Source organism: Streptomyces sp. FIT100 (genome assembly GCF_024584805.1).
GTDB lineage: Bacteria > Actinomycetota > Actinomycetes > Streptomycetales > Streptomycetaceae > Streptomyces.
This window is the reverse complement of record NZ_CP075715.1, coordinates 778,295-802,479: the sequence shown is the minus strand read 5'-3', so window position 1 is coordinate 802,479 and position 24,185 is coordinate 778,295. Positions and strand designations below refer to the sequence as shown.

Annotated in this window: 22 protein-coding genes; 7 read left to right on the top strand and 15 right to left on the bottom strand. The window is 71.1% G+C overall.

Features of this window, described 5'->3' with window-relative positions; all coding sequences use genetic code 11:
* Positions 1-43: 43 nt before the first annotated feature.
* The 3 genes from KK483_RS03360 to KK483_RS03350 form a co-directional block, all read right to left on the bottom strand.
* On the bottom strand, positions 44-667 hold the full coding sequence (locus tag KK483_RS03360) for an LAETG motif-containing sortase-dependent surface protein (protein ID WP_262003585.1): 624 nt from the start codon (positions 665-667) through the stop codon (positions 44-46).
* 130 nt (positions 668-797) lie between these two features.
* A complete protein-coding gene (locus KK483_RS03355) occupies positions 798-1,340 on the bottom strand; it encodes a GNAT family N-acetyltransferase (protein ID WP_262003583.1) in 543 nt (180 codons plus the stop codon).
* A gap of 192 nt (positions 1,341-1,532) precedes the next feature.
* On the bottom strand, positions 1,533-1,979 hold the full coding sequence (locus KK483_RS03350) for an Lrp/AsnC family transcriptional regulator (RefSeq protein ID WP_262003581.1): 447 nt from the start codon (positions 1,977-1,979) through the stop codon (positions 1,533-1,535).
* 94 nt (positions 1,980-2,073) lie between these two features.
* Between KK483_RS03350 and KK483_RS03345 the strand changes: the two genes are divergently transcribed.
* Both KK483_RS03345 and KK483_RS03340 read left to right on the top strand, forming a co-directional pair.
* Positions 2,074-2,538, top strand: a complete 465-nt coding sequence (locus tag KK483_RS03345; RefSeq protein WP_262003579.1) for a rhodanese-like domain-containing protein — start codon at positions 2,074-2,076, stop codon at positions 2,536-2,538.
* Positions 2,539-2,601: 63 nt separating this feature from the next.
* The gene (locus KK483_RS03340) at positions 2,602-3,456 is read left to right on the top strand and encodes an SDR family oxidoreductase (RefSeq protein ID WP_262003577.1); all 855 of its coding nucleotides are present in this window, start codon (positions 2,602-2,604) and stop codon (positions 3,454-3,456) included.
* A gap of 292 nt (positions 3,457-3,748) precedes the next feature.
* Here the strand turns inward: KK483_RS03340 and KK483_RS03335 are convergent, their stop codons facing one another.
* Both KK483_RS03335 and KK483_RS03330 read right to left on the bottom strand, forming a co-directional pair.
* The gene (locus tag KK483_RS03335; protein WP_262003575.1) at positions 3,749-5,437 is read right to left on the bottom strand and encodes a DUF885 domain-containing protein; all 1,689 of its coding nucleotides are present in this window, start codon (positions 5,435-5,437) and stop codon (positions 3,749-3,751) included.
* Between the two features lie 180 nt (positions 5,438-5,617).
* A complete protein-coding gene (locus tag KK483_RS03330; RefSeq protein ID WP_262003573.1) occupies positions 5,618-6,094 on the bottom strand; it encodes an Lrp/AsnC family transcriptional regulator in 477 nt (158 codons plus the stop codon).
* 59 nt (positions 6,095-6,153) lie between these two features.
* Between KK483_RS03330 and KK483_RS03325 the strand changes: the two genes are divergently transcribed.
* Positions 6,154-7,407 (top strand): PLP-dependent aspartate aminotransferase family protein, encoded by a 1,254-nt coding sequence (locus tag KK483_RS03325; protein WP_262003571.1) that lies wholly within the window; start codon positions 6,154-6,156, stop codon positions 7,405-7,407.
* On the opposite strand, the gene KK483_RS03320 is transcribed toward KK483_RS03325, so the two are convergent.
* The 3 genes from KK483_RS03320 to KK483_RS03310 all read right to left on the bottom strand — a co-directional run bounded on the left by KK483_RS03320 (position 7,343) and on the right by KK483_RS03310 (position 11,555).
* Entirely contained in the window at positions 7,343-8,848 is a 1,506-nt protein-coding gene (locus tag KK483_RS03320) for a GNAT family N-acetyltransferase (protein ID WP_262003569.1), read from the bottom strand. The two genes, KK483_RS03325 and KK483_RS03320, sit on opposite strands and share 65 nt — an antisense overlap.
* Positions 8,849-9,016: 168 nt before the next feature.
* Positions 9,017-10,567 carry an alkaline phosphatase gene (locus KK483_RS03315; RefSeq protein ID WP_262003567.1) on the bottom strand — a complete coding sequence of 517 codons (1,551 nt, stop codon included), beginning with the start codon at positions 10,565-10,567 and terminating at the stop codon, positions 9,017-9,019.
* 157 nt (positions 10,568-10,724) lie between these two features.
* Complete coding sequence (locus KK483_RS03310) at positions 10,725-11,555, bottom strand: alpha/beta fold hydrolase (protein ID WP_262003565.1); 831 nt, start codon at positions 11,553-11,555, stop codon at positions 10,725-10,727.
* A 169-nt stretch (positions 11,556-11,724) separates the two neighbouring features.
* Here KK483_RS03310 and KK483_RS03305 point away from each other — a divergent pair, with 169 nt between their 5' ends.
* Complete coding sequence (locus tag KK483_RS03305; RefSeq protein WP_262003563.1) at positions 11,725-12,606, top strand: RNA polymerase sigma-70 factor; 882 nt, start codon at positions 11,725-11,727, stop codon at positions 12,604-12,606.
* A gap of 265 nt (positions 12,607-12,871) precedes the next feature.
* A complete protein-coding gene (locus tag KK483_RS03300) occupies positions 12,872-13,636 on the top strand; it encodes a GntR family transcriptional regulator (protein WP_262003561.1) in 765 nt (254 codons plus the stop codon).
* 156 nt (positions 13,637-13,792) lie between these two features.
* Here KK483_RS03300 and KK483_RS03295 read toward each other — a convergent pair whose 3' ends face one another.
* On the bottom strand, positions 13,793-14,953 hold the full coding sequence (locus KK483_RS03295; RefSeq protein WP_262003559.1) for an ROK family protein: 1,161 nt from the start codon (positions 14,951-14,953) through the stop codon (positions 13,793-13,795).
* A gap of 183 nt (positions 14,954-15,136) precedes the next feature.
* Between KK483_RS03295 and KK483_RS03290 the strand changes: the two genes are divergently transcribed.
* On the top strand, positions 15,137-15,574 hold the full coding sequence (locus KK483_RS03290; RefSeq protein WP_262003558.1) for a hypothetical protein: 438 nt from the start codon (positions 15,137-15,139) through the stop codon (positions 15,572-15,574).
* Between the two features lie 125 nt (positions 15,575-15,699).
* Here KK483_RS03290 and mug read toward each other — a convergent pair whose 3' ends face one another.
* The 3 genes from mug to KK483_RS03275 form a co-directional block, all read right to left on the bottom strand.
* Positions 15,700-16,272, bottom strand: coding sequence for a G/U mismatch-specific DNA glycosylase (gene mug / locus KK483_RS03285; protein ID WP_262003556.1), 573 nt, complete (start codon positions 16,270-16,272; stop codon positions 15,700-15,702).
* Positions 16,273-16,301: 29 nt separating this feature from the next.
* The gene (purB, locus tag KK483_RS03280) at positions 16,302-17,735 is read right to left on the bottom strand and encodes an adenylosuccinate lyase (protein WP_262003554.1); all 1,434 of its coding nucleotides are present in this window, start codon (positions 17,733-17,735) and stop codon (positions 16,302-16,304) included.
* Positions 17,736-18,813: 1,078 nt separating this feature from the next.
* Positions 18,814-19,752 carry an isopenicillin N synthase family oxygenase gene (locus KK483_RS03275; RefSeq protein WP_262003552.1) on the bottom strand — a complete coding sequence of 313 codons (939 nt, stop codon included), beginning with the start codon at positions 19,750-19,752 and terminating at the stop codon, positions 18,814-18,816.
* Between the two features lie 87 nt (positions 19,753-19,839).
* On the opposite strand from KK483_RS03275, the gene KK483_RS03270 reads away from it, so the two are divergent.
* Positions 19,840-20,748, top strand: a complete 909-nt coding sequence (locus KK483_RS03270; protein ID WP_262003550.1) for a hypothetical protein — start codon at positions 19,840-19,842, stop codon at positions 20,746-20,748.
* Here the strand turns inward: KK483_RS03270 and KK483_RS03265 are convergent.
* Genes KK483_RS03265 through KK483_RS03255 form a run of 3 tightly spaced genes read right to left on the bottom strand, consistent with a single transcriptional unit; the run spans position 20,720 to position 23,839 of the window.
* Entirely contained in the window at positions 20,720-21,385 is a 666-nt protein-coding gene (locus KK483_RS03265; protein WP_262003549.1) for a DUF6875 domain-containing protein, read from the bottom strand. The genes KK483_RS03270 and KK483_RS03265 overlap by 29 nt on opposite strands.
* Positions 21,354-21,602: a hypothetical protein gene (locus tag KK483_RS03260; protein ID WP_262003547.1), complete on the bottom strand. Its 249-nt coding sequence runs from the start codon at positions 21,600-21,602 to the stop codon at positions 21,354-21,356. The genes KK483_RS03265 and KK483_RS03260 overlap by 32 nt, the downstream gene beginning before the upstream one ends.
* A gap of 8 nt (positions 21,603-21,610) precedes the next feature.
* Positions 21,611-23,839: a radical SAM protein gene (locus KK483_RS03255; protein WP_262003546.1), complete on the bottom strand. Its 2,229-nt coding sequence runs from the start codon at positions 23,837-23,839 to the stop codon at positions 21,611-21,613.
* Positions 23,840-24,185 lie beyond the last annotated feature (346 nt).

The following is a 24,185-nucleotide window of genomic DNA, read 5'->3' as shown; positions in this document are numbered from 1 at the left end:
CTGCGGCCGAAGAGGCCGCAGGGCACGTGATACCGGGAGGAGGTCAGCCGCGGTCGGCCGCGCGGCGCCTGCGGGTCACGACCAGGATGCCGCCACCGGCCAGGACCGCGACGACCGCGGCACCGGCGATCACCGGGGTCGCGCTGGATCCACCGGTCTCCGCGAGGTCACCCGGCGCCGGGGCGCTGGTCGACGGAGCGGGCGGCTCCGAGCTGGGCGGCTCGGTGCCCGGGGTGGTCTCCGAGGGCTCCGGAGTCCCGGAAGGCTCCGGCGTCTCGGCGGGCGGGGTGGTCTCGGCGGGCGGCGTGGTCTCGCAGACCGGCGAGGACTTGGTCTCGTCGCGCGAGAACCCGTCCCCGTCGCCCGCCTTCACGACGAGGCGCACCGGCACCTCGGTCTTGTGCTCGGGAAGCTTCAGCGTCTCGTGGAACTCGCGCCCGAACTCCTTGGCGGGCAGCAGGTCCTTGCCGTCGACGGTGATGGTCACCGTGTTGGTGACATCGTCGTTGTAGGCCGTGAGATCGACGGTGACCTCGGAGCACGTCACCGTCCACACGGGCGTGTGGGCCGCCACCGGAGTGGCACACAGGCCCACTCCGACGAAACCGACGGCCGCGCCCGTTATCAGAGCGCCCGAGCGCTGCCACGCACGGGTGAGTACCTTCATCTGTCCTCCACACACTCTGTACTTCTGAGGGGGGTTGATGCGAGCGGACACTACTCCCCCCTGCACCACGCCCCACACCCGCCCCTCGAACATGCGCCGGACAGCTGCCTGTTCCATGTGCGGAGGGCGATCAGGGGCGGTTCAGGCCCCATGTCTGCAGGGCGTAGGGCCGCCCCTTCTCCGCCCCCTCGATCAGCGGCACGTCGAGCAGACGGAAGCCCGCCTTGGTGGCCACGGCGACGCTCGCGGCGTTCTCGGCCTCGAGCTCCAATATCACGCGCTCCACGCCCAGCTGTTCGAAGGCATGGTCGGCCATCACCCGCACCGCCCGCGCCGCCAGGCCCTGGCCGCGGTGCGCCGGGCCGACCGCGTAGCCGATCTCTGTGCCCTCGGGGGAACGCCGCAGCATCACCTCGCCGAGCGGTGCCCCGCCGTCGACGGTGATGGCGAGGAGGACGGCCGTGCCCTCGGCCCGCAGCTGCCGGGCCCGCTCCAGCCGCGCGCGGGCGGCCGCGTCGTCGAAGGGGGAGACGATCGGCGTCCAGTACGCGATGTCGGGGTGGTCGAACAGCTCCGGCATGGCGGACGTGTCCGCCTCCGTCCAGTCGCGCAGGACGAGACCCTCCCCGACGAGCTCGATCCGCTCGGGAAAGGACGACGTGGTGCTGCTCATGCTGGGGGCCTCCCTGGTGGGTGCGGGACGAGGAAGGGTAACCAGCGGGAGGTTCACCGCACTCTCCGGGGCACTCTCACAGCCGGGCCGTGGCGGCGTACGGCGCTTGATCGCAGCGCCCTGATCACAGCATCCCGATCGCAGCGTCCCGAGCGCAGCACCCTGAGCGCAGCGCCGCGCCGCGCCCGGGTCTCAGCGGCTGATCGCCCGGCGCCGGAGCGGGGAAGAGTAGACGACGCTCGTCGTCACCGACCCGAGCGTGCCGATCCTTCCGGACACCTCTTCCAGGTGGCTCATCGACCGGGCGGCGACCTTGAGGACGAAGCAGTCGTCGCCCGTCACATGGTGTGCCTCCAGCACCTCGGGCGTCGCCGAGAGCAGGTCGTGGAACGGCTTGTAGTTGCCGTTCGGATACCGCAGCCGCACGAACGCGAGGATCGGCAGCCCGAGCCGCTCCTGGTCCACCACCGCCGTGTAGCCCGAGATCACCCCGGCCTCCTCCAGCCTGCGGACCCGCTCGGTCACCGCGCTCGGCGACATCGAGACCGCCCTGGCCAGCTCGGTGAAACTGGCGCGCCCCTGGCTCTGCAGGGCGTCGAGGATGCGCCAGTCCGTGGCGTCCGGTGAATATCCCGTCATACAGGAGGAATAGCAGGGGATTCCGCGGTCCATCAAGAGGAGTGCCGGGAATCCTCCCTTCATCGTGATGATCCCCGAACCTAGATTGGGGGTCATGAACCCCGTACTCCGTGTTCCCCCGGCCCCGTCCGCCACGGCCGCCGCCTACTTCTCGGCGAGCCTGGCCCTCCACGCCGACGTCTCGGACGTCGCCGCCGCGCTCGCCGCCGGCGGCGGTGACCCGGGGTTCGTCCTGCTCGACTCCCGTTCCACCGAGGCGTGGGACCAGGGCCACGTCCCGGGCGCGGTCCACCTGCCCACCGCCCTCGTCCCCGAGCAGGCGGCACACCTCCTGGACCCGTCCGTTCCGGTCGTCACCTACTGCTGGGGCCCCGGCTGCAACGGCGCCAGCCGCGCGGCGCTCGCCCTCGCCGAACTCGGCTACCGGGTCAAGGAGATGCTCGGCGGCTTCGAGTACTGGGTGCGGGAGGGCTTCGCGTACGAGACCTGGGAGGGCGAGCGGCGCGGCGCCCCCGACCCGCTCACCGCACCGGCCGGGGCTGGGGCCTGCGGCTGCTGAAGGGAGTCCGCCGCGCGGGAATTCGCGTGACACCGCGAGGAAGCCGCTCCAGGATGGGCTGCCATGCCCAGGTTCCCGCACCCCGGCACGGCCGAACTGCGCCGTGACCCCCTGCCGCTGCGCGGCCGTACCGCGCTGGTGACCGGCGCGAGCCGGCGCAGCGGCATCGGATACGCGATCGCCCGCCGGCTCGCCGCGTACGGCGCGAGCCTCTATCTGCACCACCATGTCCCGCACGACGCGACCCAGCCCTGGGGCGCCGAGCCCGGCGGCCCCGACGCGGTGGCGGACGGAGTGCGGGAGGCGCTCGGCGACCCGGAGGCGCGGGTCTGCCACGGCCCCGGCGATCTCACCGACCCCGACGCCCCGGCGGAGCTGATGGACCGGGCGGCCGGGGCGCTCGGCGGGCGGGTCGACATCCTCGTCGCCAACCACGCCCTGAGCGGCTCCGACGGCACGCTCGACACGATCGACGCGGTCATGCTCGACGCCCACTGGGCGACCGACACCCGATCCGTGATCCTGCTGGCCCAGGCGTACGCCCGGCTGCGTGCGGCCCTGCCGCCCCGCACGCCCGGCGGCCGGGTCGTCATGATGACCTCCGGCCAGGACCTCGCCGACGGGATGCCGCGCGAGGTTGCGTACGCCCTGGCCAAGGGCGCCTTGGCGTCGGCCACGCGTACGCTCGCCACCGCCCTCGGCGGCCTCGCGGTGACGGTCAACACCGTCAATCCGGGGCCCGTGGACACGGATTACCTTTCGGGCGAGGTGTACGACTCCGTCGCCGCCCGCTTCCCGGCCGGCCGCTGGGGGATGCCTGACGATCCGGCCCGGCTGATCGCCTGGCTCGCGACCGACGAGGCGGAATGGGTCACGGGCCAGGTCATCAACTCCGAGGGCGGCTTCAGTCGTTCGTGACCGGCGGGCCGTGCCTGACCGGAAGGCCGGGCCCGCGCATCCGCGCCGGCCCGGCCGCCGCGGATGCGCGGGCCCGGGCCGTCATGATGCCCACGGGGCTCGCGGCGCTCACGGAACCTGCGGGGCCCGCGGGGCCCCCGGGGCGCCGCCCGACGCCGTACGGCCGGGCGTCGGAGCGGTCGAAGGGCCCGCACACCGTCTGAGCGGTCCGAGCCGTCTGAACAGTGTCCGAGCCGTCCGAGCCGACCGAACTGTCAGAGCGGTGTCCGAGCCGTCCGGGCCGACCGAGCCGTCAGAGCTTCGCCAGCTCGTCGACGAGGTCGTCCAGGCCGAGCGGCCCCTGGGAGAGCGCGGCCATGTGCCACGCCTTGGCGTCGAACGCCTCGCCGCGCGCGGCACGTGCCCGCTCACGGCCCAGCAGCCACGCCCGCTCACCGAGCTTGTAGCCGATGGCCTGGGCCGGCATGGAGAGATAGCGGGTCAGCTCGCTCTCGACGAAGTCCGCAGGACGTCCGCTGTGGCGCCCGAAGAACTCCTGCGCCAGCTCCGGCGTCCAGCGCTCGCCCGGGTGGAACGGCGAATCGGCCGGGATCTCCAGCTCCAGGTGCATGCCGATGTCGACGATCACCCGGCAGGCCCGCATCATCTGCGCGTCCAGATAGCCGAGCCTGCGCTCGGCGTCGGGCAGGAAGCCGAGCTCGTCCATGAGGCGCTCCGCGTACAGCGCCCAGCCCTCGCAGTTGGCGCTGACCGATCCGACGGTGGCCTGGTAGCGCGAGAGCTGGTCGGCGACGTGCGCCCACTGCGCGATCTGGAGGTGGTGGCCGGGGACGCCCTCGTGGTACCAGGTGGAGACCAGGTCGTACACGGGGAAGCGTGTCTCGCCCATCGTCGGCAGCCAGGTCTGGCCGGGTCGCGAGAAGTCCTCCGAGGGGCCCGTGTAGTACGGCGCTGCCGCACTGCCGGCCGGTGCGATACGGGACTCGACCCGGCGCACCCGCTCCGCGAGCTCGAAATGCGTGCCGTCCAGCGCGTCGACGGCCTCGTCCATCAGCGACTGCAGCCAGGTCCGGACCTCGTCGACGCCCTCGATGTGGGTGCCGTGCTCGTCGAGGTGGGCGAGGGCCTCCCACGGGCCGGCGCCGGGCAGGATCTTGTCCGCCTCGGCCGTCATCTCGGCCATCAGCCGGTGGTATTCGGCCCAGCCGTACGCGTACGCCTCGTCGATGTCGAGCTCGGTGCCGTTGAAGAAGCGGGCCCAGCGCACGTACCGCTCACGGCCGACGGTGTCGGACGCCGACTCGACGGCGGGCGCGTAGACGTCGCGCATCCAGTCGCGCAGCCCGGTGACCGCGGCCGTCGCCGCCCGTGCGGCGCTGTCGAGTTCGGCGCGGAGCTCGGCCGGGCCCGGTGCGACGAACTCCTCGAACCAGCCCGGTGCTCGGCCCGCTCCCGACCACTCCGCCAGCTGTCCGATGAAGGCGGCCGTCGCCCGCGGCCCGGCAGGCAGCTTGCGTTCGAGCCCGAGGGCGAGCGACGCCCGGTAGCCCTCCAGCGCCTCGGGCACCGCCCGCAGCCGCTCCGCCACGGCCGACCAGTCGGCCTTCGTAGCGGTCGGCATGACGGTGAACACATTGCGCACCGCGTGCGCGGGGGAGCGGAGATTGCTGACGGTGCGCAGCCCCTCTTCGGCATCGTGGACGGCCAGTTCGGCCGTGAGGCGCTCGCGCAGCAGCCGTCCGCACCGCCGTTCGGTGTCCGTGCCGGCGCCGGGCAGCCGCTCGGCCTCGTCGAGCCGTTCGAGCGTCGCGCGGGCGAGGCCGGCCAGTGCGTCCTGGCCGGCCGGGGAGAAGTCGGGGAGGCGGCCTGCGCTCTCCGGAACTCCGAGGTAGGTACCGGTGATCGGGTCGAGGTCGATGAGTGCGTCGACGTAGGCGTCGGCGACCTGGCGGGGCAGCGCGCTGCTCGGTGTCTCTGGCATGGGCTCATCCTGATACGGGTGGGGTGCCCGCGTCATCATCGTTGGATCTCGGTCGGCTGACAAACGAGCCTGTCCCGCCGCGTTTGAGCGATACGGGGAAGGTGAGGGAAAAGCGCCGGAAAGGCATCGGAACGGACGCGGAGCGGTCGGGACCGGCCGCGGAACGGCCGGGGAACGCTCTCAGGCACCCGGCGGGAGCAGCGGTCCGCAGTCCCAGTGCTGGAAGATCAGCCGGGTCTCCACGCGGGCGACTTCGGGCCGCGAGGTGAACTCGTCGAGCACCAGCCGCTGGAGATCGGCCGTGTCGGAGACGGCCACGTGCACGAGATAGTCGTCGGGCCCGGTGAGATGGAAGAGCGCACGGGACTCCGGCAGCGCCCGGATCCGGTCCACGAAGGGCCCGATCAGCTCGCGCCTGTGGGGGCGTACCTGAACGGAGAGGAGCGCTTCAAGACCCCGGCCGAGTTTGGCCGGATCGAGTCGGAGCTGATGACCCAGGATGACCCCGGCGCGGCGCAACCGGGCCACCCGGTCGAGACAGGTCGAGGGCGCGACGCCCACCTCGGCGGCCACCTCCCGGTAGGTGGTCCGGGCGTCGTTCTGGAGAACGCGCAGTATGCGGAGATCCACCGGGTCCAGTTCGACGGATTCGGCCATGGCCCGAACGTAGCACGGAGTGATCGCACTACCGCCCGGTAATTGTTCAGGCTGCGCCCATGGACTACGCCGCTCCGGCCACCCCCGCCGCCACACCCACCGCGCGGGCGCTGGCCACCGAAGCCGTGCACGCCGGCCGCGAGGACCTCGTCGCCCTCGGCCTGCACGCCGCACCCATCGATCTGTCCACCACCTACCCCTCGCACGACGTGGCGGCGGAGGCGGCGCGGATCGACACCTTCGCCGCGACCGGCGCCCGGCTCGACGGCCCGCCGGTCTACGCCCGGCTCGACAACCCCACGACGGCCCGTTTCGAGACCGCGCTCGCCCGGCTGGAGGGCGCGGCCGACGCCGTCGCCTTCGCCAGCGGAATGGCCGCCCTCACCGCGGTCCTGCTGGTCAGGGCCTCCATGGGGCTGCGGCACGTGGTCGCCGTCCGGCCGCTCTACGGCTGCAGCGACCACCTCCTGGACGGCGGGCTGCTCGGCACCGAGGTGACCTGGACCGACCCGGCGGGCGTCGCCGACGCGATCCGGCCCGACACCGGCCTGGTGATGGTCGAGACCCCGGCGAACCCCACCCTCGCCGAGACCGACATCCGCGCTCTCGCCCATGTGTGCGGCTCGGTGCCGCTGCTGGTCGACAACACCTTCGCCACCCCCGTCCTCCAGCGCCCCGTGGAGCAGGGTGCCCGGGTCGTCCTGCACAGCGCGACCAAGTACCTGGGTGGGCACGGCGACGTCATGGGCGGGGTCGTGGCCTGCGACGAGGAGTTCGCGGCCGCCCTGCGGCAGGTGCGCTTCGCCACCGGAGGGGTGCTGCACCCGATGGCCGGCTATCTGCTGCTGCGCGGGCTGGCAACGCTTCCGGTGCGGATACGGGCGGCATCGGTCACCGCGGCCGATCTGGCCCGGCGACTCGCCGCCGACCCGCGCGTCGCCCGGGTCCACTACCCGGCGGTGGGCGGTGCGATGGTCTCGTTCGAGGTGTACGGCGAGGCGCGCGACGTGGTCGCGGGGGTCCGGCTGATCACGCCCGCGGTGAGCCTCGGCAGCGTCGACACGCTGATCCAGCACCCGGCCTCCATCAGCCACCGGATCGTGGCCGAGGGAGACCGGCGTGCCGCGGGCGTCAGCGACCGGCTGCTGCGCATGTCGGTCGGTCTCGAGGACGTCGAGGACCTCTGGGCGGACCTCTGCGAGGCGCTGAGCGCGACCCCTGTCCCGGTCGCCGCCCACGCCCGTTCCACTACCCCTGCTCGGCCCGCTCGTGCGGCAGTTCCGGCAGCAGCGGCGGGTGAGGCAGCCGGCTGAGTCCGGCGGACAGCTCGCGCGGGGTCCCGTACGAGGGGTGGGATCCCGCGCGCCCGGAGTCCAGCCGGGCGGTGATCACCAGCGTCCCCTCCTCTATCTGGTAGTCGAGGGGCAGTCCGAGCCCGCGCATCGCCGCGACCATGCCGGTGTTGGACGCCTGCGTCACGGCGTACACGCTCTCGCAGCGCGCCTCGACGGCCATCGTGACGAGCCTGCCGAGCAGTTCCGAGCCGATGCCGCGGTGCTGCCACTCGTCCTCGACGAGCAGGGCCACCTCGGTCTCGTCGCCGTCCCACAGCAGATGGCCGAGGGCGACGATCCGCCCTGAGGCCGCCTGGACGGCCAGGGTGCGGCCGAAGCGCGGGCTGAGCAGATGGTCGAGATAGCGGTCGGCGTCGCCGACGGGGCCGTGGTAGCGCAGGCTCAGGGTGCGTGCGGAGCAGCGGTCGTGCATGGCGCGGGCGGCCGCGAGATCGCCGCGGTCGGCGCGCCGCACCGTGATCTCGTTGCCCTCGGGGAGTGTCAGCACGTCCTGGCTGCGCGGGATGCGCGGGCCGAGGCGGGCGTCGAGCTCGACCAGTGCGCGTGCCCGCGCGAACTCGGTCGGCGTGAACGGCAGATACGGCCGCTCGACCGTGATCGTGCCGCCGTGCGGGTCGCGCAGCCGTATCACCGTCTCGTCCAGCACGCCCTCCTCGGGCGCCGGGTTCTCGGCCGGCCGGCCCCCGAGTGTGGTGGCGGGCAGCGAGTGGATGGTGCACCGGCCGAGGAGCTGGCGCAGCGCGAGCGGCAGTTCGGCCGCGTCCAGCGCGGTGCGGGTGGCGAGGCCCAGCAGCCTGGTGGGGGTGTCCACCAGGTCGTGGGCGTCGGCGCGCTCGATCCAGGTGCTCCGGCCGCCGGCGGCCGCGACCTCGCGGGTGATCTGCGGGGCCTGGAGCGCTGCGGGCGCCCGCAGCAGGAACTCGTCGACCGTGCCGTCCGCCAGGGGGTGCGTCTGGAGGGTGAGGATGTCCACCTGGTGCCGGGCGAGCGCGGTGCACAGTGCGGCGAGGCTGCCGGGCTGGTCCCGTACGGTCGTCCGCATCCGCCACAGCGTCGTCTCGTGCGGGCGCGTCGACTCGCCGTCGTCGGCGGGCGCGCCCGGCTCCGTGGTGGTGAAGGCGGGCCCGGTCCCGGAGCCCCTGGCTCCGGGACCGCCGGTATCGGTTGTCGGGGGTGCATGGCCGTGGCGGCGTGCCCACCATGTGTGGAACGCGGCCGTGGCGATGAGCGCGACGGCGGAGGCGACGAGCAGGTACGGGCCGTCGGGGCCGTGGGCGATCATGTTCGCCACCGCGTCGGCCACGGCGACGGCGGTGAACAGGGCGGCCAGCTCGACCATGTCCCGGCGCCAGTGGTGGTGGCGGCGGGCGCTGCGCTTCGCGGAAGTCACTTCAGTCATGCAATCACTGTGACTGAGCGGTGTTGCGTGATCACGAACGCTTTGTGACTGATGGGTTAAGGAGGGCTCTTGCATGCTATGGACCGGTTTCTGCCATTTCTGTCCTGAACTGATCGCAACCGTGGCGTACTGCGGTCAGCGGCCGGCAGAGAGGCCCGGGAGCGGGCCCTACTGGCCGACCCGCCCCGGCTGGAGCACCTTGCTGAACAGTACCGTTCCGCCCTCCGCCCGCAGCCGCACCGTCAACTCCCCGCTGCCGCCGTCGATGTCGACCTCGCCGAAGTACTGCGGCGACTCCATCGGCGACACATTGGCCCGCTCCGGAGCCCGTACGAACACCCGGTCCGGCCCGAACGTCGCGTCGAGCGCGTTCGCCGGGAAGCCTCCCGCCGCCAGCGGCCCGGAGACGAACTCCCAGAACGGCGCGAAGTCCGCGAACGCGGCCCGCTCCGGCGCGTAGTGCTGCGCCGACGTGTAGTGCACGTCCGCGGTCAGCCACACCGTGCCGGTGATCCGCCGGTGCTTGATGAACCGCAGCAGCTCGGCGATCTGCAGCTCGCGCCCGAGCGGCGCACCCGGATCGCCCTGCGCGACCGCCTCGAAGTTCACCGCACCGTCCGGGACGACCAGCCCGAGCGGCATGTCGGCCGCGAGCACCTTCCACACCGCACGGGACCGGGCCAGCTCGCGCTTGAGCCAGGCCAGTTGCTCCGCGCCGAGGATGCCGGTCGTGTCGTCGGCCTGCCGCCCGGGGGAGTTGGCGTTGCGGTGGGAGCGCATGTCGAGGACGAAGACGTCGAGCAGCGGGCCGTACCGCACCACCCGGTGCATCCGTCCCTCGCGGCCGCCCGTCCGGAGCGTGGAGACGGGGAAGTACTCGCCGAACGCCCGCAGCGCGCGCTCCGCCAGCACGTCCACGTCCTTCTCCGTGTAGCGCGCGTCGTCGAGGATCTGGCCCGGGTACCAGTTGTTGCGCACCTCGTGGTCGTCCCACTGCACCACCGTCGGCACCTGCGCGTTGAACCGGCGGACGTTCGCGTCGAGCAGGTTGTAGCGGAAGTTCCCGCGGTACTCGTCGAGCGTCTCCGCGACCTTGGACTTCTCCTCGGTGGTGACGTTCCGCCACACCCGTCCGTCCGGCAGCGTCACGCTGGGGACGAGCGGCCCGTCCGCGTACACCGTGTCCCCGCTGCACAGGAAGAAGTCCGGGTCGAGTCGCCGCATCTCCTCGTACGCGCGGAAGCCGCCGATGTCCGGGTTGATGCCCCAGCCCTGCCCGGCGATGTCGCCCGACCACAGGAAGCGCACACCGGAGCGGCGGTGTGCGGGCGCCGTGCGGAACGTGCCGAGCACGGGCTCGCCGCGGCGGCGCGGGTCCTCGGGGTCGGTGAGCGACACCCGGTAGTGGATCTGCTCGCCCGCCGGCAGCCCGCGGAGCGCCGTCGTGCCGGTGAAGTCCGTGCCGGGGCCCAGCAGGGGGCCGTGCCAGCTGTGCGCACGGCGGAACGACTCGGTCGCCGAGGTCTCCACGAGCATCCGGGCGGGCCGGTCGGACCGCACCCACACCGTCGCCGACGACGAGGTGACGTCGCCCGTCTGGACGCCCCAGCCGGCGCTCGGCCTGCCGCGCAGGACCTGGGCCGGGGCGGCGGCCCCGAGCGTGAGCGCCGCCGACGCGGCGAGCGAACTGCGCAGAACGGCACGGCGGTTGTACGGCATCGTACGGACCTCCAGGGAGGGGGTGGGGGAGGACTGCCGTGCCCATGCCTAGTGCGCCGTGACGGCCGGTACGCGAACCCCGCGTGAACAACCGGGCGTTGGGCCTGTCGTCGCCATGCGTCGCCATGCGTCGACCCGGTGGCCGGCGCGCCCCGGATCAGCGGCTGCCGTCGAGGATCACGCGTGCGACCAGCGCCGGATCGTCGTTCATCGGCACATGCCCGCAGCCGGGCAGCCGCACCAGCCGGGCGCCGGGGATCGCCTGCTTGGCACGGACGCCCTGGCGGCGCAGCAGCAGCCGGTCGCGCGTGCCCCAGGCCACGGTGACGGGCAGCCCGGGCAGGTCGTGGGTGAACAGCACCCCGCGCCCCGCGTCGAGCGTCCGGCGGAAGCCGGCGGCGTCACGGAGCGCGAGCGTCTCGGCGACGACCGCCTCGGGTGAACGGCGCCCGGGGCGGGCGTAGATGGTGCTGGTCAGCGCCGCACGCCCGGCGGGCGTGCGGGACAGCCGGTCGATCACCGGCAACGGCAGGATCCGCGCGCCGCGGCGCATCGCGAGGAGCGTCCCGAACGCGTACCGTCGCTCGCTCTCCGTCCAGAACCCGGCGGGGGAGATCGCCGTGACGGACCGTACGAGCTTCTCGCGCCCCAGCTCCAGTGCGAGCAGTCCGCCGAGCGAGTTGCCCACGACATGCGGCCGGTCGATGCCGAGCGCCGCGCAGAACGCCCCCAGTGCCGGGACCACGGCCGACAGGTCGTACGACACACCGTCGGGCAGCGCCGGGGAGGTGCCGAAGCCGGGCAGATCGACCGCGATGACGTCCCGCTCCGCCGCGAGGACGGGCAGCACCGGTTCCCATGCCTGCCAGTGGTGCCCGATGCCGTGGAGCAGCAGCAAGGGCTCCCCGTCGCCGCGGCGTTCGTACGCGACGGACAGCTCGTGGCCGCCGCCGGGGGTGTCGAGCGTGAACGAGACCTTCGAGACCATGCTGCCGCTCCTGATCGTTCCCCGGCCGTTCCGCGACCGTGACTTCGTAGACGTCCTGTCAGCAACAATTACCGCTCGGTAGCCGCCGGTTCAAGAGGGTGTCGGGCGCGCGGATCCGCCCACGGGCCGTTCGCTGGACATCGCGGGTGCCGTCGGCTGGGATGGGAACGTGGCGACCGACACCGTGACCGACGTCTTCGAGGCCCACCGCTCCCTGCTGACGGGAGTGGCGTACCGCATGCTCGGCAGGTTCGCCGACGCCGAGGACGTCGTCCAGGACGCCTGGCTGCGCTGGTCGGCCGAGGAGCGCGACGACGTCCGGGAGCCGCGCGGCTATCTCGTGCGGATCACCACACGGCTCGCCATCGACCGGCTCCGCCAGGCGCAGTCGCGCCGCGAGTCGTACGTCGGGCCCTGGCTGCCCGAGCCCATCGCCACCGACTTCGGCGACACCGCCCCCGACACCGCCGAACGCGCCGTGCTGACGGAGTCCGTGTCCCTCGCGGTCCTCGTCGTCCTCGAATCCCTCTCGCCGCTGGAGCGCGCGGTGTTCGTGCTCCGCGAGGCGTTCGGATTCCCGTACGGCGACATCGCCACGGCCCTCGACCGCAGCGAGGCCGCGGTGCGCCAGCTCGGCGGGCGGGCGCGCCGCCATGTCGAGGAGCGCAGGCCCCGGTACGACGTCGACCCGGCCGAACGCCGCGCGCTGACCGAGCGGTTCCTCGCCGCGGCCTCCGGCGGCGACCTGGACGAGCTGCTCGGACTGCTCGCCCCGGACGTCCGGCTGGTCAGCGACAGCGGCGGCAAGTCGAAGGCGCCGCGGCGCGTCATCGAGACCGCGGACAAGGTCGGGCGCTTCCTGTTCGCCGTCGCCAAGGACCCGGTGCCCGAGGGGGAGTTCCGCCTCACCGAGGTCAACGGAGCGCCGGGGCTGCTCGTGCTCTCCGGCGGCCGTCCGGACACCGTCTTCCAGGTCGAGGTCAGGGACGGGCGGATCCAGTGCATCTACCTGGTGCGCAATCCGGACAAGCTCGGCGGCCTCGCGGGGTAGCCGGCCGGCGTCGTCGTACCGGCGCCGCCCGTGGCCCGTGGGCCGCGACGCCACGGGCGAGGCGGAAGCGAAGCCACCGTTTTTCGCCACCGCACAAACGTTCTGTGAACAGCCCATGGCGCAGGGTGATTCCATGGCGCCTGCCCCGAGGATTGGTCTTGACCAAGTCTGTGGGCCGTCCTATGGTCGCAGAGTTAGTGCAGGAACCTTTAATAAACAAGGGCACGGAAAAGCCGCCGGGGACACGGCGATTGCGGAGGACAGGGTGGGGACCACGCAGCTCGACACGGTGCCGGAGCCGAAGTACTGGCACCTCAAGACGGTGATCGGCGAGGCGCTCGACTCCGACTTCGCGGTCGGCGAGATCCTGCCCAACGAGCGCGAGCTCGCCGCCCGGTTCGGCGTCGCCCGGGCCACCCTCCGGCAGGCGCTCGAGCAGCTGGAGCTGGAAGGCCGGCTGCAGCGCCGCCGCGGTGTCGGCACGACCGTCGCGCCGCCGCGCATGGGCGTCGACGTCTCCGCCTCCCCCCAGGACTGGCCGGGCTCCTCGACGGACGCCTGGCAGCCGGTCGGCTGCACGACCGCCCTGCCGCCCGCCGCCGTCGCCCGCGCACTCGACACGGACATCGACGAGGACGTCCACACGCTGCGCCGGATGCTGGTCACCCACGGTCAGCCGGTCGCCGCCGAACTGCTCTACGTCCCCTCCTCCTCCGTCCCCGAGCTCTCCGCCATAGACGCCCCCGCGGGCGCCGCCCGCGCCCGCGCCGTCCTGCGCGAACTCCAGCACCTCGCCCCGGCCGGCCTCGACCGGGCCGTCGAGCTCGGCTCCGCGCGCGCCGACGACGCCAAGGAACTGGACCGCCTACCCGGCGCCCCCGTCCTGGTCGTCACCACGCGCTACTTCACCGAAGGCCGTACGGCGGTCGTCTCGGTCGCGACCTATCGCGCGGACACCTGCCGCCTCACCTTCGGTGCCGCGGGCGACCTGGAGATCCGGCACGACGCAGCGCAGCGCCGCGCTTCCTGACAGCGGGCGCGAGGCGCTCCGACGGCGGGGGCAGGGAGGCGGGCGAGCCCCCTCTGTGCCCGCGCGCCGCGCCATCCCTGCCGCGCCGTGCCCGCCCCGCGGCGCCGCGCCCGCGCGCCCGCCGCGGGACCGTGCTCAGCACCGCGCCGACCGTGCTCAGCGGCGGGCCGTCACCGATCCCTCGACGGCGAAGAGCTGCTCCTCGACGTGGTCCAGGGCCAACCGCAACGCGCCCGTCGCCACCGCCGCCTCGCCGAGCAAGGACAGCGTCACCCGAGGCGGGCGCAGGCAGTAGCGGGACAGTTCGCCGCGCAGAGGATCGAGCACACCGTCCAGGCCGGCCGCCCAGCCGCCGACGACCACCAGCTCGGGGTCGAGCGCCAGCACCAGCGCGGCCACGTCGTGCACGAGCCGCTGGATGAACCGGTCGACCGCCGCCCGCGCCCGCTCGTCGCCCTGCCGGGCGTGTGTGAACACCTCGGCCACCGCCTGCTCGTCCAGGGGGTGCAGCGGCTCACCGGTCGTGGACAGCAGCGTCTCCGGCGTCACCTCGCGGCCCAGCAGGTGCAGCGCGCCGATCTCCCCGGCCGCGCCCCCGTACCCCCGGTGCAGCCGGCCGCCGATCAGCGAGCCCGCGCCGGGGCTCAGCCCCGCGAGGACGAAGACGATGTCGTCCGAATCCGTCGCGGCCCCCTTCCAGTGCTCGGCGACCGCGGCCGCGTTGGCGTCGTTCTCGACCAGCACCGGGCAGCGGAACGAACGCCGCAGTCGCTCGCCGAGCGCGAGCCCCGTCCAGCCGGGCAGCGCCGTACAGAGCCGTACGGTCCCGTCGGCCTCCACGATCCCCGGCGTGCCGACCCCGACCGCCCGCAGCGAGCTGCGGGGCACCCCGGACCTGCGCAGCACATCGGCCACGACCGTACGGACCCGCTCCAGCCGCTCCTCGACGGAAGCGGTCTCCGCCACCTCCCGAGACCCGGCGCCCGTGACCCGCCCGTCGAGCCCGGACAGCAGCGCCGCCACCCGGTGCGGACCGATCTCCACGCCCAGCAGATGCCCGGCCTCGGCCCGGAAGCGGAACCTCCGCGCCGGCCGGCCCTGCCGCCGGGCCTCGCCCTCGTCGGGCGCCGCCTCGGTCACCAGGCCGGACTCGATCAGCCCCTCGATCACGCCCTCGACGGTCGGCCGGGACAGCCCGGTGACCCGCGTCAGATCGGTGAGCGTGGGGGAGTCCGCGCCGCCCCGCAGCGCGTGCAGTACCACCGCGGAGTTGATCCGCCGCAGCAGGGACGGGTCCCCGCCGGTCAGCCGGCCCACCGTGTGTCCTTCCAGCTCGTGCGCGTGTCTGCGGATCGTACTCAATGGCGGCAGGGCCCCGCGAGCACTGTCCGCAGCCGCTCGTCACGCGTCGGCGGCCCCGCCCGCCGGGCCACCCCGCCGGCTGCCGCCCGTCCATCTGACGGACCGCCAAATGTCAGTGGAGGAAGGTTTACTGAAGCCATGACCCTTGCACGGCATGTGGCGATCATCGACCTGCTGCGCTCCCGCCCCTTTCCGGCGGAGCCCGGCAGATCGGATGTGGGCGCCTGCGGCCCCGGCTTCCATCTGGCGGAGCTCACCACGAGCGAGGGGTTCAGTGAGGACCGTTCGATGTGGGAGGTCGTCGAGGAGCAGTGCGCGGCGGAGCGCGAGGCCCTGGCCCTGCTGCTGAGCGAGCGCTGGGGCGAGGCCCAGGTGTTCAGCCTGGCCTCGTTGCTGGCCAGGTCGGTCGACGACGGCGAGGAGATACCCGAGCCCTGGGGGACGCTGAGCAACTCCGTGCCGGATGTGCACCTGTGGCGGGCGGACGGCCGCTGGATCGCGCTCGGTGTCTCGCAGTGGGACACCGAGCTGCCGTTCCAGCTGGTGGCCGCCGTCACGGACGCGGATCCTCCGTAGGCCGTGTCTGACACATCCCGCCCGGCCGCGCGAGGCCCGGCACGCCCTGCCCCGTAGCGGACCCTCCGCCGTGCGATGGCACGCACGGCAATACCGCGCGCGCCCGGCCCTGCGGCGGGGCGCCGCTATGTGCCGGACACGTCCCCGGCGTCCCCCGACATGGCCGCGGCTCGCAGCCGCGCGAACTCCTCGGCCATCGTCCGGACCGTCCAATGCGCGTTCAGCCCACTGGGGTTGGGCAGTACCCAGATGCGCGTGCCGCCGATCGTCCGCTCCTGCGGCCCTACCCGTGCCGTGCGGTCCCCGAAGGCCGTGCGGTACGCGGTGACCCCGGCCACCGCCAGCCAGCGGGGCCGCAGCCGCTCCACCTTCCCGGCGAGGATCCGGCCGCCCTCGCGGAACTCCTCCTCGCCGAGCTCGTCGGCGCGCGCGGTCGCCCGCGCCGCCACATTGGTGATGCCGAGTCCGTACGCCGGCAGCTCGTCCTGCTCGGACGGTTTCAACTGCCACGGGGTGAAGCCCGACAGATGGAGCACCGGCCAGAAGCGGTTGCCGGGGCGGGCGAAGTGGTGGCCCGTCGCGGCCGACATCAGACCGGGGTTGATGCCGCAGAAGAGGACGGCCAGACCGTCCGCGACCACATCGGGGACGAGGCGGTCGCGGGCGGCCTCCAGCTCGGCGGGCGTGAAGCGGGGCACGGGAAGATCCGGTTCAGGGGAGATGCGGTTCAGAGGATCGACCCGGGGGCGTACGCGGCCGCCTCCGGGTGCTGCTTCGCGATCTCCTCGATACGGGAGACCACCGAGGCCACCTGGTCGCCGGCGGCACCCGTGAAGGACAGCTTGTCGGCCATCAGGGCGTCGAGCTGGGCCCGGTCCAGCGGAATGCGTTCATCCGCGGCGAGCTTGTCCAGCAGCTCGTTGCGCTCGGCACCCTGCTCGCGCATCGCCAGCGCGGAGGCGACCGCGTTCTCCTTGATGGCCTCGTGGGCGACCTCGCGGCCGACCCCGGCGCGCACCGCGCCCATCAGCACCTTGGTGGTGGCGAGGAAGGGGAGATAGCGGTCGAGTTCGCGGGCGACGACCGCGGGGAACGCGCCGAACTCGTCCAGGACCGTGAGGAACGTCTCCAGCAGCCCGTCGAACGCGAAGAACGCGTCCGGCAGCGCGACCCGGCGCACCACCGAGCAGGAGACGTCGCCCTCGTTCCACTGGTCGCCCGCCAGCTCGCCCGTCATCGACGCGTAGCCGCGCAGGATCACCATGAGGCCGTTGACGCGCTCGCAGGAGCGGGTGTTCATCTTGTGCGGCATCGCGGACGAGCCGACCTGCCCGGGCTTGAAGCCCTCGGTGACCAGCTCGTGCCCGGCCATCAGGCGGATCGTCTTCGCCAGCGAGGACGGCGCGGCGGCAAGCTGCACCAGCGCCGTGACGACGTCGTAGTCGAGCGAGCGCGGATAGACCTGGCCCACGGAGGTGAAGGCGTGCGCGAAGCCGAGGTGGCCCGCGATCCGCTGCTCCAGCTCGGCGAGCTTCGCCGCGTCCCCGCCGAGCAGGTCCAGCATGTCCTGGGCGGTGCCCACCGGGCCCTTGATCCCGCGCAGCGGGTAGCGGCCGAGCAGCTCCTCAAGACGCCCGTACGCCACCAGCAGCTCGTCGGCGCCCGTGGCGAAACGCTTGCCGAGCGTCGTCGCCTGAGCCGCGACATTGTGCGAGCGGCCGGCCATGACCAGCTCCGCGTACTCCCCGGCCAGCCGGCCGAGGCGGGCGAGAACGGCGACCGTGCGGTCCCGCATCAGCTCCAGCGAGAGCCGGATCTGCAGCTGCTCCACGTTCTCCGTGAGATCGCGCGAGGTCATGCCCTTGTGTACGTGCTCGTGCCCGGCGAGGGCGTTGAACTCCTCGATTCGGGCCTTCACATCGTGCCGGGTGACCTTCTCGCGCTCCGCGATGGAGCCCAGGTCGACCTGGTCGAGCACGCGCTCGTAGTCGGCGAGCGCGGCGTCCGGCACCTCGATCCCGAGGTCCTTCTGCGCGCGCAGCACGGCGAGCCAGAGCTGACGCTCCAGCTTCACCTTCTGCTCGGGGGACCACAGGACGGCGAGCTCCGCGGAGGCGTAGCGGCCGGCCAGAACATTGGGGATGCGAGGCTTTGCAGTCACGTGAACGGAGTTTACCTTCCGTCCATCACTGCAACGAATCGTCCATAGCGGTGACAAAACCGCAGGTCAGGGGCGCCCGGGCCCGTCTCACGCCTCACGTCTGCGAGACGCGTGTCAGACGGCGGCGCCGCCCGGTGTGCAACCACCGAACGGCGCCTTGATCCGAAGGGCATCCACCCGTCCCGCGTCGGCCGGGACGGCAAGGGCTTCGCCCACCTCGAAGCGTGGGACGCGCGCCGCACGCTGGTACCGCGCGACGCCGGATGCCCGTCCGCGTTGACCAGCCCCTGTCGGACGATCTCGCAGTGCTCATGAGCACTGTCATGACCGCGTCGGACGCTGGCCGACACGCGGTCGCGTTCCTCGCGCACGGCTACCGCTGGATGCGGGACACGGGCCTGCACCCGCAGGCCGTTGCACCCTTCGAGCATGGCGCTCAAGGTCCCGCCGTATGACGCCCCGTCCGCCGCGTCGGACACGACCGGGGCAGGCGTCATACGCGCAGGCCAGACCCCGTAGACACACCCGTGGGGGTACCCCGAGCACACCCGATGGTCTCGTATCTGATCAGCGGCGGCACGGGCACGGGCAACCTCAAGGACGGGTTGTGAGCACCCCCCAGAGAGCTCGCCTTGGAGCGCGTTTCGCACGTCTGGCTCTCTGAACTGCACGTTGGCGTGGGTCCCCCCGGCCTCTTACCACTGCGGCGACACAACGAACAGCGTCCCGTCGACCAAGGTCATCCACCAGGTTCGCAACAACGTGACCGTGAGCATCAAGATCGATACGGCCACCATCTGATCGATACGGCCACCATCTGGTGGGGGTCCGAGGGGGAGGTCTACTTTCACTGCACCGTGGCCGACTGCAACAGGACGGACGTCGCGCCCGGTCAACTGATCGCCGCCACTCGACGAAGGCCGAGTCCTGTGCGGCACCAGGGCGGCCTGCTTGCGCTGGGCGACGCGCTGCGCTTGAGGTCGAACTGGTCCGGGTCGAGGCCGACATGGCGCATGAGATCGACGATGTCCCTCGGGCTGTGGGCGCGGCCGGCGATCAGGCCGTTGACGACGACCTCTCAGGACTGCTGCTGCAAGTGATCGCGCTTGCCCTGTTCTCTGTTCCTCAGATACCGGAAGACCTGAGATGTCCGGGCCTGGAGATGGTCTCCGGCGGTGAGCGATGCGTAGTGGGTGCCTTCGGGGCCAACGAATCGATCGAGCGGCTCCACCAGGATATTCCGGTCAAGGCTGAAGAAGTACGGGAAGGAATATCTGTCTTCGCGGATCCACCCCACTCTGTGGCGTGCGGCGAGGAGGGCACCGTTGGTAAGGATTTCGAGCATCTCCCCGGTGGTGACGACCAGCGTGTCCTGGCGGGGTGGGACCAGGATCCAGGCGCCGTCCGACCGTTCGACTTCGAGTCCCGGTCCGGTGGAGGCCAGCAGTGTGAAGCACTCGAAGTCTTTGTGGGTTCCGACTCCCTGGCGCGGGGTGGGGCTTGCCGGATAGTGCAGCAGGCGCAGCTGATTGGGCGGATTCTGAGAACGTTCGAGGAAGAACCGGTCAGGCATGCCTATGGCGTGGGCGACGACCACGGACAGGGCGTGCGCGATATCAGTCATGGCCGAGTGGTAGCTGTTCACTGTGGCCAGAAAACCGGGTACGGGAGGAGAGCAGCCCGGCGACGAGGTGGTGTGATCGTCGCGACCGGATCGGATCTCGAACAGGCCGGAGTCGTACCCTTCTTTGAGGTCGGGTATTCCATCAGCAGGTCCTTCTTCGCCAGGCGGGTAGTAGCCTCGGTGGCAGGCTGATCCGCTGATGTGGAACTTCATTTTCTCGCTGACCGGCATACGGAAGAATTCCTCCGCCACCGCCACCAGTTTTTCGAGGTCCACGTCGGCGACTTTGGATCCGGTGAGGTAGAAGTACCCTTCGTCGCGCAGGATTCCCCAGACTCTGCGTCCCTCCAGTTCGGGATCGGCGTCCAGGTCGATCACCGGGACCTTGGCCATCGATCATCCCATCGGCAGTTTTGTCAGCGGTCGGGGTGGCGTCCTTGCCGTGCTTTGCCGAAGAACCGCATCGGTATGATGCCCCGCATGGAATCTCCGGTCATCCTGCCGCATGAACACGTGTTCTCCCGGTTTCCGGGTGGCAGGGAGGCGTTGACCGCGGAGTTCCTGCGTGAGGAGCTGTCGCGCGCCGCACGCGCCGGGGTCACGGACATCGTTGACCTGACGGCTTACATCGATCCCCTCCGGTATGCGGATCTGATCAGCGACGTTCCCGTGCGCGTCCACGCCTGTGTGGGGTACTACCTTTCCCATTCGGTCAGTCGACCGGTCAGGGAGTTGTCGGCCACGCGGCTGGAACAACGGCTTCTGCGGAAGCGGGCCCGTCTGCGGGGACGTGTTCACGTGGCCGCTGTGAAGGTCGCGGCCCATCAAGGAACCCTGTCGGATTTCGAGGGCAACGCCTTCCGGGCTGTGGCGGCGGTTCACCGAAGCACCGGGCTGCCTATCGTCACCCACTCGCCGAGCGGAGCCCTTGAGCACCTGCGTCTTCTGCGCTCGCTGGGCGTGGAGCCGCACCGCGTGATGCTCAGCCACCCCGAACTGGAGCTGAAAGGGCGGCGACGAAAGCCCTTCGACGAGGTGCTGCGATCCATGCGAGCCTGCCTCGACGAGGGAGCTCTGCTCTGCGTCACGGACATCACGCCCCTGACGAGCACCGCCGACACGGCCCGGATGAACTTGGTGAAGGAGTTGGTCGAACTGGGCTACGGCGACAGGCTCGTTGTCTCCGGAGACCGGTCCTGGTCGGTACGCAGCGGCCGGGTGGTTTTTCGGGGTGCGACGGGGCCATCGGATCCGGGGTTCCTCCTCGCGCTCGACGCTCGGACGAAGCTGGCGGCCCTGGACGTCAAGGACGGTGACCTGAGGCGCGTCTTCCACGAGAACTCCGCCCGGTTCTTTGACCTCATTCATCATCGGTGCTCTCAGCCGTGAGCGGCGGCCTTGCTCGTGATCGGCGATCTCGGTCGTGAGCAGTGAAGTACTCGTCAAAGGCCCGCCTCGAGTCCGGTTCATCCCTCACCGAATCGAGGTCACCGCGCAGCAGACGGCGCATGGCAATCATCGGGACCGGTGATCTCATCGTCGCCAGCTCGGGCTGCACTCTGCTGCGCCGGCGGCGGTAGGGATGGAAGCAGCCGACCATGATCCCCGCCGCAATGCTTTCGCTCCGGATCGCCTGGAAGGCGGGTTCGATCACGGACCGGTGGGTGTGCGGCGGCGCCGACTCGATCACCCAGACCACAGCGGTCCGGTACGTGTCACCGGACTCCGCGATGATCCGGGCCGCTTCGGCCAGCGCCTGCCTGAACAGGACGGTCAGCGTGCGGGCCGGTGGCATCGCACCGCTCCCGACCGCGGCGTAGTCGACGGAGCCCCAGTACAGCTGCCGTCGCGCGAGAATGAAGGGGAGGTTGGGACAGATGGCCCCCGGACGGCCCAGCTGCGGGTGCGGTGCCGCTACGAAGTCCTCGATCCAGGTGCGAGCCGGCTCCGGAAGCGGATGCTCAGGGCAGTGCCGCGCTGCCGCCGCCCTGGGACTACCAACCGCCGCCGCCTCCACCACCGCCACCACCCCCGCCTCCTCCTCCCCCGCCACCGCCTCCACCACCGCCGCCGCCCCCACCACGCATGCTGATCGCGTACTTCTGCACCTGGCTCCAGTCGGCGTCGGCCTGCGGAGGGCCGCCGTCGAGTGGGGAGCCAAGCAGCCGCACGTGACGGCGGATGTCGGGCTCGGCTGCTTCCTCGTGCTCCGTAGCGGGCAGCGGCGTGAGAGTTCCTGCCATGATTCTGATCATGTCGACGATGTCCTCCCCAGTGTGAGCGTGAGGTCCTGCTTGCGTTGGGCGCTGATGCGCTTGCGTGGGGCCGGAGCCGGCCCCGCAAGGGCGTGCCAGCGTCGGGGAGCGGGTGCGAAGACGGGCAGGCTCACCGGGACGTCGTCGGTGGATGCCGTGACAACCGCGCCGATGGCCGAGAGCGCCCTGACGACCGCGCCCGTCTCCTCGGGCGTCAGCCCCGTCGCCTGGGCCGCTTCGGCGAGGGAGTGGGGCTCAGTGAGGAACTCCAACAGGCCGGCGGTGGGCCCGTCGCACTCGAAGGCATGATGGGTCTGCCAGACATAGCAGGCGTAGTGTTCCTCGGTGGCGTACGAGCTCTTCTTGAAAGGCCCCATGGCCACCAGCGAGGGGCTGGTCCGGATCTCCTGTGACAGGTCCGCGGACAGCGCCGGTTCACGCCATCGCCCGGTCGCCGCTCGCTGGGACTTCCACACCATCGTGGCACGGGAGGTCTCGGTCAGACGGTAGAAGATGTACGGGGGGATGCTGGCTGATGCGGGCATCCAAGGGTAGAGGACCTGCCGCATGAACTCGTTGCGTTCCTGGTCCAGCCGGCCGTAGTCGAAGGGCGTTTCGGCGCAGTCCCAATCGATCAGGTTCCCCAGGAAGTACTTCGTCGGCGTCGGCCACCTCAGGGTGGTGACGCCGAACTCCTCGTAGTCCTCGAAGAGTTTGCTGGCGACGTCGAAGCCGAGAATGTTCACGTTGAAGGTGACACTGGGGTACTGGGATACCAGGTGCTCGAGGAACTCGTACGTCTCACGGCGCTCTTCCGGAGTCTCGCCGGGGAACCCGACGATGGTGGGGAAATGCACCGAGACACCGGCGGCGTGAAAACGCGAGACGATCTTCTCGACCAGGTCGAGTGACCAACCCTCGGGGTACTTGCCCATCAGTGCCAGAACACGAGGACTCGCGGACTCGAATCCCAGCCGGATCTCCCGCAGACCAGACTTGCCGAGGTCTGTGCAGATCTCGGGCGAGAAGTTGCGGTCGATCTTGCTGCGGGTCTCCCAGACCAGCGGCGAGCCCAGGGCGATCAGCTCCTGGGCGAGGATCCCGAGGTTGACCGGGGGGATGGCCTCGTCAACGGACCACAGGTACGACGTCCCCTGCTCCGCGAGGCGCAGCATCAGCTCCGCCCGTTCGTGCTCCAGCGAGAAGCTATTGCGCGGAAGGGTGTTGTAACGGCGGTTGATCGCACAGAAGTTGCAGTTGTTCCAGTAGCACTGAGCGGCCGGCCACAGTCGTGTCTCCGCCACGGAGAGGCTCGGTGCCGTCATATCGGCGTACTCGTCGCGTGGCGGCGCACTGCGCAGGTCGGCGTCCAACGCCCGGTCGGCCACCACGTAGCCGGTCTGGTGGATGCGATCGCCCTCGCGGTACATCAGGTTGGGGACCGACTCCAGCGGGTCGCCACCTTCGAGGGCTTCGCGCAGCAGCCGGGGTGTGTTGTCGAAGTCGTCGAGGACGATGCTGTCGATCTCACTGAAGAGCTGGCTGTTGGTCCGGAGATACTTGGTGATCTTGTTGAGTGAGTAGTACTCGCTCGAGTGCCCCACCACGGACACGTGACAGGACGGATTGACTTCCTTGATCCTCATGGCCATGGCCATGGTCGACATCTTGATGCGGCCCACGATCCAGGCAATGTCCGGGGGGCTGTCCTCTATGACGGGGAAGACGAATTCCCTCAGGAACGGCAGATAGGGATTGGAGCCCGGGACGAGCGCCGACTGGACGAGCTCAAGCGAGGAGAGCTCGTTGACGACATAGCCTTCCTGAAGCGACAGCTCGAAGGGGCGGCCGATCGTGGCCGAGTGGATGTCCGTGTAGAGCTGAAGGGTCTCCAGCGCCCGGAACGCGGCCCGCGGTCCCGCCCCCAGATCCACCAGTGCCCGTGGCGCCCTGACGACTTCGTCCACGAACTTCTCGGGCGCCGCGACGATGGCCTCCCATGCGGCCGGATGCGCGTCGCCAGGACGCATCAGACGGTCGAGCATGCCCACGGCTGCGCGCACAGCCTCCGGCTCCAAAACATGCTGCCACCAGAGGTTGTTGACGTCGGCCAGCGCGCGTGGGTCGCCGGCAGTCGGCGGCACCGCGTCCCGGAGGGCCGCGTGGTCGACATCGTGGCACTCGTTGTAGAGGCCAGTGATCGGATACAGGAAGAGTTGTCTCACATTGCCTCTTGATGCTCGACGGTCCGACTCGCACTCTTGCCTTGCCCGCAGCCAACCCTTCCTCGTCGCCACGTAGTTGGCAGATCAGGATCAGGCAGCAATTGTTGTAGCGAATCGGACACTCCGTCAAGGCCGTCACATGCAAGGCATGCACCGATTTTTGCCGATCAACTGACATGTTACGGTGCCTACTTGGAAAGCCGCGAGCGTCGGTGGCAGACTCGCCGAATCTGCAGGCCCGACAGGGATTCGAGCTGGAGGAGCCAACCGAGCAGCGTGCCACGTTCGCCCACGCAGGCATTCGAAGAGCCAGTCGGTGCACGCAACTGCCTGCTGCGGAGGCCAC

Excerpts from the sequence above, each read along its gene's own strand:
- KK483_RS03360 (WP_262003585.1), bottom strand. The coding sequence starts at position 667 with ATGAAGGTACTCACCCGTGCGTGGCAGCGCTCGGGCGCTCTGATAACG.
- KK483_RS03355 (WP_262003583.1), bottom strand. The coding sequence starts at position 1,340 with ATGAGCAGCACCACGTCGTCCTTTCCCGAGCGGATCGAGCTCGTCGGG.
- KK483_RS03350 (WP_262003581.1), bottom strand. The coding sequence starts at position 1,979 with ATGACGGGATATTCACCGGACGCCACGGACTGGCGCATCCTCGACGCC.
- KK483_RS03345 (WP_262003579.1), top strand. The coding sequence starts at position 2,074 with ATGAACCCCGTACTCCGTGTTCCCCCGGCCCCGTCCGCCACGGCCGCC.
- KK483_RS03340 (WP_262003577.1), top strand. The coding sequence starts at position 2,602 with ATGCCCAGGTTCCCGCACCCCGGCACGGCCGAACTGCGCCGTGACCCC.
- KK483_RS03335 (WP_262003575.1), bottom strand. The coding sequence starts at position 5,437 with ATGCCAGAGACACCGAGCAGCGCGCTGCCCCGCCAGGTCGCCGACGCC.
- KK483_RS03330 (WP_262003573.1), bottom strand. The coding sequence starts at position 6,094 with ATGGCCGAATCCGTCGAACTGGACCCGGTGGATCTCCGCATACTGCGC.
- KK483_RS03325 (WP_262003571.1), top strand. The coding sequence starts at position 6,154 with ATGGACTACGCCGCTCCGGCCACCCCCGCCGCCACACCCACCGCGCGG.
- KK483_RS03320 (WP_262003569.1), bottom strand. The coding sequence starts at position 8,848 with ATGACTGAAGTGACTTCCGCGAAGCGCAGCGCCCGCCGCCACCACCAC.
- KK483_RS03315 (WP_262003567.1), bottom strand. The coding sequence starts at position 10,567 with ATGCCGTACAACCGCCGTGCCGTTCTGCGCAGTTCGCTCGCCGCGTCG.
- KK483_RS03310 (WP_262003565.1), bottom strand. The coding sequence starts at position 11,555 with ATGGTCTCGAAGGTCTCGTTCACGCTCGACACCCCCGGCGGCGGCCAC.
- KK483_RS03290 (WP_262003558.1), top strand. The coding sequence starts at position 15,137 with ATGACCCTTGCACGGCATGTGGCGATCATCGACCTGCTGCGCTCCCGC.
- KK483_RS03275 (WP_262003552.1), bottom strand. The coding sequence starts at position 19,752 with ATGGCCAAGGTCCCGGTGATCGACCTGGACGCCGATCCCGAACTGGAG.
- KK483_RS03270 (WP_262003550.1), top strand. The coding sequence starts at position 19,840 with ATGGAATCTCCGGTCATCCTGCCGCATGAACACGTGTTCTCCCGGTTT.
- KK483_RS03260 (WP_262003547.1), bottom strand. The coding sequence starts at position 21,602 with ATGGCAGGAACTCTCACGCCGCTGCCCGCTACGGAGCACGAGGAAGCA.